This window comes from Flavobacterium sp. GNP011 (assembly GCF_056428925.1).
In genome coordinates this window covers 122,343-136,659 of record NZ_JBWJVJ010000010.1, presented here as the reverse complement: position 1 = coordinate 136,659, position 14,317 = coordinate 122,343, and the positions used below count along the sequence as shown (strand labels likewise).

The window sequence follows — 14,317 nt, the reverse complement described above, 5'->3', positions numbered from 1 at the left end:
TTTTTTTTTTTTTTTTTTTTTTTTTTTTTTTTTTTTTTTTTTTTTTTTTTTTTTACTTTTTGAATTTAAAAATATTTTTATTTTTTACTCTTCTTGTTCTTTTTAGCTTTTTTTGATTTAGCTTTAGCTTTTTTCGCTTTCAGTTTTGCTTTTACTTTAGCTTTTTTTGCTTTGTCTTTTTTAGTTTTCTTTGCTTTTTTAGCTTTGGCTTTAGCTTTTTCTTTGGCATTCGCCTTTGCTACTTTTTTCTTTTCTTTGTCTTTCATTTTTACTTTGTTTTTATTCTTTTCCTTTTTGTCTTTCTTTTCCTTTTTATCCTTGTCGTTCAATACTTCCTCAACTGAAGAAGTGATAACTTCTTCTTCTGATGCTGGTGTTTCAATATCAGTAGATTCAGTATCAAGTGATGGGTTTTCTGTTGTGTCTTCAGTCTCTACAGAAGTAGCTGTTTTTTTTGCTGCAGGAGCGCGTCTTGCTCTAACGGGTTTAGTAGTCTCAGGTGTAGATTCTGGTGTGAGGTTTGTTTCCTCTTCGTGTGATGTCATAAAAAAAGTAGTTTATAGTTGTTTGATGTTATAATAAATCACAATATTAATAAATTGTTATTTTTACGTTAGTAAATGTAGTGATTTTATTCATTGCTCAATGTTAAGCTTTTGTTTTAGGAGTTTTTTTTACAAGCATATGTTTGCGGATAACAATTCATTCTGTTGTTGATTTATATTCAAAAAAAAGTCTCCTATCAGAGAGATGGAGACTTTTGAATTATGAAATAAATATTTCGTTATAGTTTTGTTGTCAATTCGGCTATTTTAACAATTACGTCAACAGCTTTTTGCATACTTTCTACTGGTACATATTCGTATTTCCCATGAAAATTATGACCTCCAGCAAAAATATTAGGACATGGAAGTCCTTTATATGAAAGTTGTGATCCATCAGTTCCACCACGAATAGGTTTGATCAATGGTTTTATGTTCAATTCTCTCATTGCTTGCTCGGCAATATCAACAATGTATTTTACGGGCAATACTTTTTCTTTCATATTGTAATACTGATCTTTTATTTCTGTAATTACAATATCCTCTCCAAATTGCCTAGCGTATTTTTTATTGATTTTTGCGGTTATTTTTTCAATGAGTTCTTTTCTTTTCTCAAATTTTTTCTTGTTATGGTCTCTGATTATCAATTCTAAAACTGTTTCTTCGATATTTCCAGAAAGGTGGTGAACATGAAAAAAACCTTCGTAGCCTTTTGTTTGCTCAGGAGTTTCATCAGATGGTAATTGATTGATGAAATCATTGGCAATTAGCATGGAGTTGATCATTTTACCTTTAGCATATCCTGGATGAACACTTTTTCCTTTGAAAGTTATTTTGGCTCCAGCCGCATTAAAATTCTCATATTCGAGTTCGCCTACTTGGCTTCCGTCCATAGTGTATGCCCATGCTGCTCCAAATTTTTCAACGTCAAAATGATGAGCACCACGACCTATTTCTTCATCTGGTGTAAATCCAACTCTGATTTTCCCGTGTTTGATGTCAGGGTTGTTTATTAAGAATTCCATTGCCGTTACAATTTCAGTGATTCCGGCTTTGTCATCGGCTCCTAATAATGTGGTTCCATCGGTTGTTATTAAGGTTTGCCCTTTGTATTGTAATAAGTCTTTAAAATAATCTGGGGATAAAATGATGTTTTTTTCAGTGTTTAATACAATGTCCTTACCATCATAATTGGGAATTATTTGCGGTTTTACATTGGCACCACAAAAATCTGGTGAGGTGTCAAAGTGTGATATAAAACCTATTGTAGGTACTTCATGATTAACATTGCTAGGTAACGTGGCCATGATATATGCTTTGTCATCAATAGTCACATCTTGCATTCCAATATTTTTTAACTCTTCAACCAGCTTGTTCGCTAAATCCCATTGTTTTGGAGTACTTGGCGTGGTTGGTGAGTTGGCATCAGATTCTGTATCAATTATAACATAACTGATGAAGCGTTCAATGATATGTTGCATGGTTTAATTTGTTTTATGCAAATATAATTTTTTCCACATGGATTTTGATTTTCATTAAGAACATTTTTTGATTTTTATTTGATCATTATAGCTTTAGCAATATTACTTTTTCACAAAAAAACCACTCGAAAGTGGTTTTACGTTTAATCTCTTACTTTACTCAATTTTTTTTCTGCTTTTGCAACATCTTCTTTTAAATTGTTGATTTTGATTTGTTGCTTGCTAATTTTAATATTTTCTTTTTCTATTTGAGTAGGATCTAGTTTTCGATTGTCTTTTTTCTTTTCGAATTTTTCCATGTTATCTACCAATTTTTTCTCGGTAGTAGCGAGCTTTTCTTTGTTTTTTTGAACCGACTTTTCAGCAGCAAGTATCCTACTTTGTTTTAAAGCAAAATCCCTTTGTTCTTTATCTGCTTTGTGTTTTTCTTTTTCTGTTTCTTCTGCTTGGTTAAGTGCTTTTTTATCATTTTTCAGTCTTTCTTTGAGCATTTTTTCTTCGGCTTTTAAAGCTTTATTTGCTGCTAGAGTTGCTTTTTTTATACTGTCATTTTTAGTAGCTTCTACAGATGATTTAGAGGTTGGTAATTGCGTGTCTTTTTTGATATCTTGTGCAAAGAATACTTGAACGGTGCAAAATAATATTGCTGTTGTTATTATTTTAATTTTCATAGATTTTAATTTAAGTTGTTATTCATCCATTTGTTAGGGATATTTTCAATTTGCTAAAATTATGCCATTTTAAGTAAATAACAAGTTAAATAAGACTAAAAGTTAACAAATAGAGCTTTTATTTTATGTTTTTGTTGAGAAATAAATTTGTCGTTTTATCTTTTCAAGACTTTCATTTTGTTTTGTATTTATGATGATTCAAGTAACATCTTTATATTTTTTTTCTAAAAATTTATTTATCGCTGAGATAGTTCTATTTTTGCATGACACAACTACACAATCATGTATAAATTACTTTTACGTCCTATTCTTTTTTGGTTTGATCCAGAAGAGGTTCATTATTTTACTTTTTCTTGCATTCGATTTTTATCAAAAGTACCTGGTTTTCCTTTATTGTTTAAGTCACTTTATCTAATAGACAATCCAAAATTAGAAACAGAAGTTTTTGGATTAAAATTTAAAAATCCCGTGGGACTTGCTGCAGGGTTTGATAAAGATGCTAAGTTATACGAAGAACTCTCTAATTTTGGTTTTGGTTTTATTGAAATTGGAACCTTAACGCCCAAAGGGCAAGAGGGAAATCCTAAGAAAAGATTATTTCGTTTAAAAGAAGACAGTGCCATTATCAATCGAATGGGTTTTAATAATGGTGGAGTTCATGAAGCGGTTAATCGATTAAAAAGCAATGAGAAGGTTTTAATTGGTGGAAATATTGGTAAAAATAAAATTACATCAAATGAAGATGCTGCGCTAGATTATGAATTATGTTTTGATGCTTTGTATGATTATGTAGATTATTTTGTTGTCAATGTAAGTTCTCCTAATACCCCTAATTTAAGGGCCCTCCAGGACAAAGAACCGTTAACACTGTTGTTGCAAACCTTACAGAACAAGAATTTGGCTAAGCCAAAGCAAAAACCAATTTTACTTAAAATTGCTCCGGATCTTACTGATGATCAATTGCTTGATATTATAGATATTATAAGTATAACCGGTATTGCGGGAGTTATAGCTACTAATACAACTATTTCTCGCGAAGGTTTACAAGCAGCGAATCGTATTGAAATAGGTGGGCTTTCAGGAAAACCACTTGCAAAAAGGGCTACCGAAGTTATTCGATTCCTTTCAGAAAAAAGTAACAAAGCTTTTCCAATAATAGGTGTAGGGGGGATTCACTCCGCTGCCGATGCTCTTGAAAAACTTGATGCTGGAGCCAGTTTGATTCAGCTATACACTGGTTTTATATATGAAGGTCCAGCACTTGTTGTTGCAATTAACAAAGCCTTGTTAAAAAGAAAGTCAAAATCCTAACTAAAAAAAAGCCCACAAGCGTAGCTTTTTTTGTAATAGTCATTTAAGAAAAAATGTGATTGATTACTACTAATTTTCGGAATTTTTAAATTTTGCGTTAAACAGAAAAAACGATTTCGTAAAAACAATTACTTTAGTATCTTTGACTTTATATGGAGCCAATAAAAATTATAGAATGCCCGCGCGATGCCATGCAAGGCATAAAACCATTTATTCCCACAGCCAGAAAGGTAGCTTACATTCAGTCTTTATTAAGAGTGGGGTTTGACAGTATTGATTTTGGAAGCTTTGTTTCTCCAAAAGCAATTCCACAAATGCAGGACACAGCCGAAGTGCTGGATCAATTGGATTTATCTCAAACTAAAAGCAAACTTCTTGCAATAATTGCCAATACACTAGGTGCTTCGCAGGCTGCAAGTCATGCAGCAATACAGTATCTTGGTTTTCCTTTTTCTATTTCTGAAAATTTTCAGATGCGTAATACACACAAAACCATTGCTGAATCTCTAGTGACTTTACAGGAAATTCTTGAAATTGCTGATAAATCAAATAAAGAGGTAGTTGCTTATTTATCAATGGGTTTTGGGAATCCATACGGTGATCCATGGGATGTGAATATTGTGGGTGAATGGACTCAAAAATTAGCCGCAATGGGTGTTAAAATTTTATCCCTTTCGGATACCGTGGGTAGTTCAACCCCAGATGTTATCTCGTATTTATTTTCAAATTTAATTCCGCAATATCCTACTATTGAGTTCGGAGCTCATTTGCATACTACTCCTGATAAATGGTTTGAAAAAATTGATGCTGCTTATCTTGCGGGTTGCAGGCGATTTGATGGTGCTATACAAGGATTTGGAGGTTGTCCTATGGCAACCGATAATCTAACAGGAAACATGCCTACAGAAAAATTACTCTCTTATTTTACAGCAAAAAAAGAATATTCGGGCATGAGTCCCATGAGTTTTGAAAGCGCCTACAATGAGGCATCAAAATTATTTGGAGAATTTCATTAAAAAAGCAATTGTATGGTTGTTTGTTGAATCTACATACTAGAGTTAATTTAATTTCGTTTTTTTAATAAAAAGTATGTATTTTTATAACAATCAAATTACTAATTCCAAATGAAAAGATCTCTCATTACATTCGTTTATAGTTGCATCTCTATCGTATTTCTTTTTACTTCATGTGCTAGTGATGTTGATTTTGATCAAGTGAACACTTTGAAATTAGAGCCTGTTTTTATAGCTAATTTAGCTTATTTTGAAGTTCCTGCTCCAGATTTTGTAGACAATGGTCAAGAGCAAAGCTTAGTTTTTGATGTACCTGCAGTGGATGTTTTTTCAGATAAATTTTTTAGAGATAATCTTAAGAAAGCTTCTATTTTTACCGAAATGGAAAACACCATTAATAGGGCTTATGAAGTAGAACTTCTATTTTTAGATAAAGACAATACTACAGTTTATTCTGCCAATCTTAATGTGCCAGCATATTCTGGAACAGTAAACAAAGTAAATAGAACGGATTTTTTTGAGAATGTGCAACTTGATTTACTTAAAAGAACAACCAAAATTGCTTTCATATTACGCATGTCACCGGGTCAACCATTGACCGAAACTAGTTCAGGGAAATTAATATTACGTTCAGGTGTAACGGCTTATCTTGTTGTAGAATGAAAAAAATAATTCACATTTTAACATTGCTCGTTACATTTTGTAGTTGGTCTCAAAACAAGCAAATCTTGTACAATTTCACGGCAGTTCCACAATCATTGATGACAAATCCGGGTGCTGATTTTAAGTACAAATGGTATGCTGGAGTTCCGTTATTGTCTGGTGTTTCTGCTAATGTAGGTTCAAGCGGTTTTAGTACCTACGATCTATTTGCAAACGATGGTGTTGATTTTAACACTAAGTTGCGTAATGTGGTGATGACGACAAACAGAAATGATAAATTGGCGGTAAACCAGCAAATGGAAATTTTTAATGGCGGGTTTAGAATTCCAGGTGCTGACCGTGATGCTTCCAATGCGTATGTCTCATTTGGTATGTATCAAGAATTTGATATGATGAGTTACATGCCTAAGGATTTAGCCATTCTTGCAATTGATGGCAATAGTAATTACTTAGGAAAAATTTTTGACTTAGGAGATTTAAGTATGAATGCTGAGTTATTGTCAGTGTGGCACATTGGAGTACATAAAAATATTAGCAAAAGCTTTATTGTGGGTGTTCGTGGAAAGATTTACTCCAGTATTTATAATGCCAATTCTACAAAAAACTCAGGTTATATCTATACAGGGCCTTCAAATATAGGTGTTTACGATCAAAGTATCTATTCTAATATGCAGTTAAACACATCTGGAATAGCGAAGTATGATGATGAAAACAATGATTCGGATGTAGTTAAGGACATTACAAAAGGTGTAATGTTAGGCGGAAATTTGGGTTTTGGCTTTGATGCGGGTTTCACTTATTATCCCACACAAAACATTCAAATAACGGGAAGCATTCTGGACATAGGATTTATAAACCATACTAAGGATGTAGAAAGTTACACTTTAAAAGGAAGATACAATTACAGAGGAGTTGTTCCTAGCTTTAGTTCAGGAGATTCAGCAGAAAATATTTATGAGGAGTTTCAAGACGCCATTCCACTAGACACAATAAATACAAAATACACCACTTGGCGCCCTATTAAGTTGAATACTTCTTTTCAATATTCGTTTGACGAGGATAGCGAAGAAGATTGTAACTGTAATGGTAATGGAAGTGATGTTGTTTATAAAAGTGCTGTAGGAGCACAATTATTTGTCATGTCAACCCCTAGAATGCCTCTGGCCGCTTTTACCACTTATTTTTCGAGAAAAATTTTGAAAGGATTACAAGCAAAGGCTACCTATACTATCGATTCTTTTTCAAGTAGAAACATTGGTTTAGGTTTGTCTACTACGGCTGGCCCCGTAAACTTTTATCTAATGGCTGATAATCTGTTGGAATACAGAGACGTTACAAAAGCAAATAGTTTGTCTTTTCAATTAGGACTTAATGTAATTGTGAAATAATAATTTTCAAATTTATAAGCGCAAGTTGCAATGTTTAGTTGATTCTTATTTGTCATTTATCAGATTAGATAGTGTGTTTAAGAGTTAGATTAAAATCAATAGTTGTAGATTTATCTGTAACCAAATCTGTATTTATGAGGTTCTTGTTTATTGATTTATGAATAATCTGTTCTTTTTTTGCGAAAAAAAATGTATATTTGCACGCAATTAAACACCAACTACAATTGCAATGATCGCACACAACTCTAAGATTATCGGTGAAGGATTGACTTACGATGATGTTCTATTAGTTCCAAACTATTCTAACGTTCTTCCACGTGAAGTAAGTATTCAATCAAAATTTTCTAAAAATATTACGCTTAATGTACCAATTGTATCTGCTGCTATGGATACAGTAACTGAAAGTGCTATGGCAATAGCTATGGCTCAAGAAGGTGGAATTGGTGTTTTGCATAAAAATATGACTATTGAGCAACAAGCGGCAAAAGTTAGAAAAGTAAAGCGTGCGGAGTCAGGTATGATTATCGATCCAGTAACTTTACCATTAATTTCTACTGTTGCCGATGCTAAAAATGCCATGAAAGAATTTGGTATTGGTGGTATTCCAATTGTTGATGAAAATAAAACATTAAAAGGGATTGTTACCAATAGAGATTTACGTTTTGAAAAAAACGGTTCTCGACCAATTGTTGAGGTAATGACTAGCGAAAATCTAGTTACTGTTGCCGAAGGAACTTCATTAGAACAAGCCGAAGTAGTTTTACAAGGATATAAAATTGAAAAATTACCTGTTGTAAATGCAGATTATAAATTGGTAGGTTTAATCACTTTTAGAGACATTACCAAATTAACCCAAAAACCTATCGCTAACAAAGATGTATACGGACGTTTGCGCGTTGCTGCAGCTATTGGCGTAACCGGTGATGCAGTGTTAAGAGCCGAAGCACTTGTAAATGCAGGTGTAGATGCCATTATTATTGATACTGCTCACGGACATACACAAGGTGTAGTAAATACTTTGAAAGAAGTAAAATCTAAATTCCCGCAGATTGATGTAATTGTTGGTAATATTGCTACTGCTGAAGCAGCACGTTATTTAGTTGAAAATGGTGCGGATGGTGTAAAAGTAGGAATTGGACCTGGTTCAATATGTACCACTCGTATTGTTGCAGGAGTTGGTTTTCCTCAATTTTCTGCTGTGCTTGAGGTAGCCGCTGCTATTAAAGGTACAGGAGTTCCAGTTATTGCTGACGGAGGAATTCGTTACACTGGTGATATCCCAAAAGCTATTGCTGCAGGTGCTGATTGTGTGATGTTAGGATCTTTATTAGCTGGTACTAAGGAGTCTCCGGGAGAAACAATCATCTTTGAAGGACGTAAATTCAAATCATACCGCGGTATGGGTTCAGTTGAAGCCATGCAAGAAGGATCAAAAGACAGATATTTTCAAGACGTAGAAGATGATGTTAAAAAATTAGTTCCTGAAGGAATTGTAGGTCGTGTACCTTACAAAGGAGAATTGAACGAAAGTATGCAACAATTCATTGGTGGTCTTCGTGCTGGAATGGGATATTGTGGTTCAAAAGACATTCCAACCTTGCAAGAAACAGGTCGTTTTGTTCGTATTACTGCTAGTGGAATCAATGAAAGCCACCCACATAATGTGACAATAACAAAAGAAGCTCCTAATTATTCAAGATAGTTTCAGAGCAAATTTCAGATAATTATTTGAAATAGTGCTATGATTACAATAAATTAAAACCATTAAGAAAATTACATAAGCCTTCAATTGCTATTGAAACTTAATTTTCTTAATGGTTTTTTTATGGAAAAAAGACTAAGATCTTAAAAATGCGGCAATTTTTTTCTTCTCACCCGCAATCCATAAAATGTCGCTTTCCTCTAATATGAGATGAGATTCAGGATTTAAGGTTCGTTTTCCGTTGCGTTCTATACCAACAATAATACCATGGGTGTTTTCTCGAATTTGCGATTCTCGAATACTTTTGCCAATACAAACGCGGTTTTTTAGTTCTAGTTTTTGAAGGATAATGTCAGTCTCAACCACTTTTTCGGCAACATCAATTTCATTTTTATCCAAGTAGATTTTAAATTCCTTAACTTGTTTATCCGTTCCGATAATACTTATTTCATCTCCAGGAAACAATCTTTCGGTTTTCAAAGGAATATTAATTACTATCTCTCCTCTTTTAATTGAGGCGATGTTGATTTCAAACTGTTCTCTAATTTTTAATTCTTCAAGAGTTTTCCCAGCTAAATTAGATTCTTTGGCAATTTCAAACTCTGTCATGTGTCCGTCCCAAGGAGAGAGTGTATTTTGGCGTTTGTTTTCTTTTTTAATTTCTCGATCATTATAGTTGGTCATAAAATGATCTTCAATTTTATGATAAACGGCATGTAATTTTTTCGGGAATAAGATATAAGCACCTATCGCAATTAAAAAAGCTATTGCAGCAATTCCTGCTGAGAAAAAAGTATTTAAAATAAATCCAACGTAAAACAGAGCAAGAGCAATTCTAAAAAGTACTAGCATGATTATAGGACCATAATGCTTTTTCTGCTCCAATAAAATTTGAACTTCTTGAACAGCTACTCTTCTTAATGAAAGCGCCCATAAGAATGGTGATAATATAATCAGTGTAATTAATGCAGCAATAGCATTTCCAAATTTGGAATGTTCTACTAACGGAAGTATAAAATTTGACGAAAGTAAAATAATGGCTACAATGATAATAGAGTGTAGTACAACTTGTGTGAGGTAACTTCGCATTACAATTTGCCAATTGCTTAATGACTTTATTTCTTCGGTATTAGAGCTGTACAATTGAATTCTTTTTACCCATCTTTTAGGAAGTTTCTTTTCGATAAAAACCGAGAAAGGTTCTGCAAACTTGACCATGAAAGGTGTGGTAAAAGTGGTAATTGCAGATACAGCAACTACTATAGGATATAAAAAATCACTAGTTACTTTTAAGGTGGTTCCTAATGTGGCAATGATAAATGAAAATTCTCCAATTTGAGATAAACTCATACCAGATTGTATGGATTGTTTAAGCGGTTGCCCCGATAGCAAAGAACCTATGGTTGAACTAATGGATTGCCCAAAGATTACGATTAATGTCAAAACAGCCACTGGAAAAGCATATTCTATCAGTGTATTGGGATCAATTAACATTCCTACAGATACAAAGAACACCGCACCAAATAAGTCTTTTACAGGCTTTACAAGATGTTCTATGTGTTCTGCTTGCGTAGTTTCGGCAATGATAGATCCCATGATAAAGGCACCAAGGGCTGGAGAAAATCCAACATTTGCTGCAAAAATAACCATTAGTAAACACAAGGCTAATGAAATAATTAATATCATTTCATCGGTTAATAAATGTTTGGCTTTTTTTAATAATGTGGGTATAAAAAAGATTCCTACTACAAACCAGATGGTTAAAAAGAAAATTAGTTTTAAAACGGATTGCACCAATTCCATTCCAGAAAACTGCTGACTCACCGCAACTGTTGAGAGTAAAACCATCATCAAAATGGCAATAATATCTTGAACAATAAGAGAACCAATTACGTTTCCAGCAAATTTTTGTGATTTTACGCCCAGTTCATCAAAGGTTTTTAAGATTATGGTAGTGGATGAAATAGACAATATTACGCCAAGAAAAATACTGTTCATTTTACTCCAACCCAAAAACTGACCCGTAAAAAAGCCCAATGTCACTAGTGTAATTATTTGTGTAAACGCTGTGATAGAAGCCGTACCACCTACTTTTACCAGTTTTTTGAAACTGAACTCAAGACCTAAACTGAATAATAGGAAAATAACCCCTATCTCGGCCCAAACCTTCACACTATTAACATCTTTTACTGTTGGGAAAAAATCAAATTCAGAACTGGCTAAAAATCCTGCAACCAAATACCCTAAAACCAAAGGCTGTTTCATAATTCGAAATAACATTACAGCTATGGCAGCAGTGATTAAGATTAAACCTAAATCAGTTATTAAATCGGGTAAATGAACTATTGAAGTGGATAAAAAGGGAAACATAAATTTTGAATTTTTACTAAAATAACAAAAAAATCTGCTTTTATCAAGTGACAAAAGCAGATTTTAGAAAAGTATAACAATATTCAGGCTTAGATTCCCAAGAAATTGCTTGGTGTAATTTGCAGTAATTCGGCTTTTATAGCTTCAGATACATCGAGTGTTGCAATAAAACCATGAATGGCGTTTTTATCAATTGCTTCATTAGTTCGTGTCAACCCTTTCAAGGCTTCATACGGATTTGGATATCCTTCACGACGCAAAATAGTCTGAATTGCCTCCGCTATCACGGCCCAGTTTTTCTCTAAATCTTCGTGAAATTTAGGTTCGTTCAAGAGTAATTTATTCAATCCTTTCAAGGTAGCTTCAAATCCTATGATCGTATGACCGATTGGTACGCCCACATTTCTTAAAACAGTACTATCTGTTAAATCACGTTGCAATCTTGACAGCGGTAATTTTGCCGAAAGGTGTTCAAAAATAGCATTGGCAATCCCTAAGTTTCCTTCTGAGTTTTCAAAGTCAATTGGGTTTACTTTATGCGGCATGGCTGACGATCCTATTTCGCCTGCTTTTATCTTTTGCTTAAAATACTCCATTGAAACATACGTCCAAATGTCTCTATCCAAGTCAATAATGATGGTGTTTATTCTTTTTAACGCATCAAAAAACGCTGCAAAATGATCGTAATGTTCTATTTGTGTGGTTGGGAAGGAGTGGTGTAATCCTAAAATATCTTCGACAAATTTCCCTCCAAATTGTTTCCAATCAATTTGTGGGTAAGCTACATGGTGGGCATTGTAATTTCCAGTAGCACCACCAAATTTAGCTGCAAAAGGGATATTGAATAACAAACGCATTTGCTCCTCTAGTCGTTCTACAAAAACGCCAATTTCTTTACCCAATCGAGTAGGTGAGGCAGGCTGTCCGTGCGTGCGAGCCAGCATTGGGACGTCTTTCCATTCTACGCTCAACTCTTTCAGCTTTGCTGTCAAAGCGATTAACGACGGCATGTATACTTTTTCAAACGCTTCTTTAGTCGATAACGGAATCGCAGTGTTATTGATGTCTTGGGAAGTTAACCCAAAATGAATGAACTCTTTATATTGTGATAAACCTAGTTTTTCAAAAGCATCTTTGATAAAGTATTCTACCGCTTTTACATCGTGGTTGGTTACTTTTTCTGTTTCTTTAATCCAAAGGGCATCTTCTGTCGAAAAATTTTGGTAAATGTTGCGTAAACTTTCAAATAAATCCGAATTCAGCCCAGCAAGTTGTGGCAAAGGCACTTCGCACAAGGCAATGAAATATTCAATTTCAACCAGTACGCGGTATTTGATCAAAGCTTCTTCAGAGAAAAATGGAGCTAAAGAAAGGGTTTTACTTCTATATCTTCCATCAATTGGAGAAATAGCATTCAATTCGTTTAAAGTAGTCATTGTTTAGTTGTTTGTTCGAAAGGCACAAAAATAGTTATAAGTTACAAGTAATGGATTATAAGTTTAGACTTTTATTGCTCTAATAATTGATTTTTTGCCATTGCTATTGCCATTCTTTTGGTATTTTATGTAGTAATTTATTTTTCATGATTTCAACTCCTTTTGATGCAATTTCAGGAATCACTTGCAGTTGATTTCTCAAGTTCGGAATTTTAATCGGTTTGGGGTCAATGTAAAATAGTGGTGTTGTCACTTTGGTAAAATCAATCAAACCTGCCGCCGGATACACTTGCAGCGAGGTACCTATCACGGCAAAATAATCAGCAGTTTCTGTAATCGAAATAGCTTCTTCAAGTGCAGGAACTTCTTCGCCAAACCACACAATGTGCGGGCGCAATTGATTTTGATTTTCATCAAAGTCGCCAAAATTCAAATCTTCAGTCCATTTTAATATATAATTGGGGTTGCGCGTACTGCGCACTTTCAACAATTCCCCATGCAGGTGCAATACTTGTGTGCTGCCAGCACGCTCGTGCAAATCATCTACATTTTGAGTGATGATATGCACATTAAATTCCGACTCCAGTTCTGCTAAAATAGAATGAGCTGCGTTAGGAGTAACCTCTTTCAGCTGTCGACGCCTTTGGTTGTAAAAATCAAGTACCAAAGCTGGATTTTTGTGCCAACCTTCGGGCGTGGCCACATCTTGAACGTTATGCCCTTCCCAGAGTCCATCACTATCACGAAACGTTTTAATACCACTTTCAGCACTAATTCCAGCGCCAGTCAAAACTACTAATTTCTTTTTCATGTTCTATTTTTTTGGGCGTGTTCGCCGCGGCGAACGGGCTTTCTGCTCTATCTTTATGGGCAAAAAAAGCCCATAAAGGATGCCGCGTCAATCCCTCACGCAAATCCCGTAAGTGTACTTTTTATATCTTTTAAAGTACAATCGGTAAGAGATCAATACTAGCTGTTCTTTAAAAGATAAAACTAGTCTTTTTTACTATTTTTGCCAAAAAATAATCCCACATGATCAATTTAAAATATCTCGAGTTTCTTGAAAATATCCTCACAGATAACCGCAAAGAGAAATTCTTGAAAGTATTGCAAAACAGAACCAAACATTTTACTATAGCCGTTGAAGATGTATTTCAAATGCACAATACCAGCGCCGTGATGCGTAGTTGCGAGGTTTTTGGTATTCAAGAACTGAACGTAATTGAACAGCGTTACGGAAAAAGTATCGATAAAGAAATTGCCATGGGCGCCCAAAAATGGGTTGACATTAGCACGTTTGACAGTGTGACAACTTGTGTTGACACTTTAAAAAACAAAGGTTATCAAATTATCGCTACCACGCCACACGACAACGATTGTTTAATGGAAGATTTTGATATATCTAAACCCAGCGCCTTATTTTTTGGCACTGAACGTGATGGTTTATCTGAGGAAATCTTGCAACGTGCCGATGGTTTTTTAAAAATCCCCATGGTGGGTTTCACCGAAAGTTTGAATATCTCCGTTTCGGCAGCAATCATCATTCAAAACCTAACCAATAGATTGCGCAATTCCAATATGGATTGGCACTTAACCGAGAACGAAATCCTAGAAAAACGTTTGGCTTGGGCCAAAAATTCTATTAAAGATATTAAAAGAATTGAAAAACGGTATTTTGAAGAGAATCCTTCCTAAGCGAAAACTCAAAAAAAACGAGTAAAAAATATAGGGAATTATGTA

Annotated in this window: 12 protein-coding genes; 6 read left to right on the top strand and 6 right to left on the bottom strand. The window is 34.2% G+C overall.

Annotated features, from left to right (window positions below):
* Positions 1-77 precede the first annotated feature (77 nt).
* From AC061E_RS10425 to AC061E_RS10415, 3 genes are all read right to left on the bottom strand, one after another.
* Complete coding sequence (locus tag AC061E_RS10425; protein WP_478286191.1) at positions 78-545, bottom strand: hypothetical protein; 468 nt, start codon at positions 543-545, stop codon at positions 78-80.
* 239 nt (positions 546-784) lie between these two features.
* The gene (pepT, locus tag AC061E_RS10420; RefSeq protein ID WP_478286190.1) at positions 785-2,023 is read right to left on the bottom strand and encodes a peptidase T; all 1,239 of its coding nucleotides are present in this window, start codon (positions 2,021-2,023) and stop codon (positions 785-787) included.
* 143 nt (positions 2,024-2,166) lie between these two features.
* Positions 2,167-2,694 (bottom strand): hypothetical protein, encoded by a 528-nt coding sequence (locus AC061E_RS10415; RefSeq protein WP_478286189.1) that lies wholly within the window; start codon positions 2,692-2,694, stop codon positions 2,167-2,169.
* Positions 2,695-2,976: 282 nt separating this feature from the next.
* Between AC061E_RS10415 and AC061E_RS10410 the strand changes: the two genes are divergently transcribed.
* The 5 genes from AC061E_RS10410 to guaB all read left to right on the top strand — a co-directional run bounded on the left by AC061E_RS10410 (position 2,977) and on the right by guaB (position 8,771).
* Complete coding sequence (locus AC061E_RS10410; RefSeq protein ID WP_478286188.1) at positions 2,977-4,005, top strand: quinone-dependent dihydroorotate dehydrogenase; 1,029 nt, start codon at positions 2,977-2,979, stop codon at positions 4,003-4,005.
* Positions 4,006-4,157: 152 nt separating this feature from the next.
* On the top strand, positions 4,158-5,021 hold the full coding sequence (locus AC061E_RS10405) for a hydroxymethylglutaryl-CoA lyase (protein ID WP_478286187.1): 864 nt from the start codon (positions 4,158-4,160) through the stop codon (positions 5,019-5,021).
* Positions 5,022-5,129: 108 nt separating this feature from the next.
* Positions 5,130-5,681 (top strand): hypothetical protein, encoded by a 552-nt coding sequence (locus AC061E_RS10400; protein ID WP_478286186.1) that lies wholly within the window; start codon positions 5,130-5,132, stop codon positions 5,679-5,681.
* Complete coding sequence (locus tag AC061E_RS10395) at positions 5,678-7,069, top strand: DUF5723 family protein (RefSeq protein WP_478286185.1); 1,392 nt, start codon at positions 5,678-5,680, stop codon at positions 7,067-7,069. The genes AC061E_RS10400 and AC061E_RS10395 overlap by 4 nt, the downstream gene beginning before the upstream one ends.
* A gap of 229 nt (positions 7,070-7,298) precedes the next feature.
* Positions 7,299-8,771 (top strand): IMP dehydrogenase, encoded by a 1,473-nt coding sequence (gene guaB, locus AC061E_RS10390; protein ID WP_478286184.1) that lies wholly within the window; start codon positions 7,299-7,301, stop codon positions 8,769-8,771.
* 135 nt (positions 8,772-8,906) lie between these two features.
* On the opposite strand, the gene AC061E_RS10385 is transcribed toward guaB, so the two are convergent.
* The 3 genes from AC061E_RS10385 to AC061E_RS10375 all read right to left on the bottom strand — a co-directional run bounded on the left by AC061E_RS10385 (position 8,907) and on the right by AC061E_RS10375 (position 13,388).
* The gene (locus AC061E_RS10385; protein ID WP_478286183.1) at positions 8,907-11,141 is read right to left on the bottom strand and encodes a cation:proton antiporter domain-containing protein; all 2,235 of its coding nucleotides are present in this window, start codon (positions 11,139-11,141) and stop codon (positions 8,907-8,909) included.
* 89 nt (positions 11,142-11,230) lie between these two features.
* On the bottom strand, positions 11,231-12,577 hold the full coding sequence (gene purB, locus AC061E_RS10380) for an adenylosuccinate lyase (RefSeq protein ID WP_478286182.1): 1,347 nt from the start codon (positions 12,575-12,577) through the stop codon (positions 11,231-11,233).
* A 103-nt stretch (positions 12,578-12,680) separates the two neighbouring features.
* Positions 12,681-13,388, bottom strand: coding sequence for an SIR2 family NAD-dependent protein deacylase (locus AC061E_RS10375; RefSeq protein ID WP_478286181.1), 708 nt, complete (start codon positions 13,386-13,388; stop codon positions 12,681-12,683).
* Positions 13,389-13,609: 221 nt separating this feature from the next.
* Between AC061E_RS10375 and AC061E_RS10370 the strand changes: the two genes are divergently transcribed.
* Positions 13,610-14,272, top strand: a complete 663-nt coding sequence (locus AC061E_RS10370; protein ID WP_478286180.1) for a TrmH family RNA methyltransferase — start codon at positions 13,610-13,612, stop codon at positions 14,270-14,272.
* The last annotated feature ends 45 nt before the right edge of the window (positions 14,273-14,317 follow it).

What these genes read in the sequence shown, in the direction of transcription:
- AC061E_RS10400 (WP_478286186.1), top strand. Translation starts at nt 5,130, where the DNA reads ATGAAAAGATCTCTCATTACATTCGTTTATAGTTGCATCTCTATCGTA.
- AC061E_RS10415 (WP_478286189.1), bottom strand. Translation starts at nt 2,694, where the DNA reads ATGAAAATTAAAATAATAACAACAGCAATATTATTTTGCACCGTTCAA.
- AC061E_RS10395 (WP_478286185.1), top strand. Translation starts at nt 5,678, where the DNA reads ATGAAAAAAATAATTCACATTTTAACATTGCTCGTTACATTTTGTAGT.
- purB (WP_478286182.1), bottom strand. Translation starts at nt 12,577, where the DNA reads ATGACTACTTTAAACGAATTGAATGCTATTTCTCCAATTGATGGAAGA.
- AC061E_RS10385 (WP_478286183.1), bottom strand. Translation starts at nt 11,141, where the DNA reads ATGTTTCCCTTTTTATCCACTTCAATAGTTCATTTACCCGATTTAATA.
- pepT (WP_478286190.1), bottom strand. Translation starts at nt 2,023, where the DNA reads ATGCAACATATCATTGAACGCTTCATCAGTTATGTTATAATTGATACA.
- AC061E_RS10425 (WP_478286191.1), bottom strand. Translation starts at nt 545, where the DNA reads ATGACATCACACGAAGAGGAAACAAACCTCACACCAGAATCTACACCT.
- AC061E_RS10370 (WP_478286180.1), top strand. Translation starts at nt 13,610, where the DNA reads ATGATCAATTTAAAATATCTCGAGTTTCTTGAAAATATCCTCACAGAT.
- AC061E_RS10410 (WP_478286188.1), top strand. Translation starts at nt 2,977, where the DNA reads ATGTATAAATTACTTTTACGTCCTATTCTTTTTTGGTTTGATCCAGAA.
- guaB (WP_478286184.1), top strand. Translation starts at nt 7,299, where the DNA reads ATGATCGCACACAACTCTAAGATTATCGGTGAAGGATTGACTTACGAT.
- AC061E_RS10405 (WP_478286187.1), top strand. Translation starts at nt 4,158, where the DNA reads ATGGAGCCAATAAAAATTATAGAATGCCCGCGCGATGCCATGCAAGGC.
- AC061E_RS10375 (WP_478286181.1), bottom strand. Translation starts at nt 13,388, where the DNA reads ATGAAAAAGAAATTAGTAGTTTTGACTGGCGCTGGAATTAGTGCTGAA.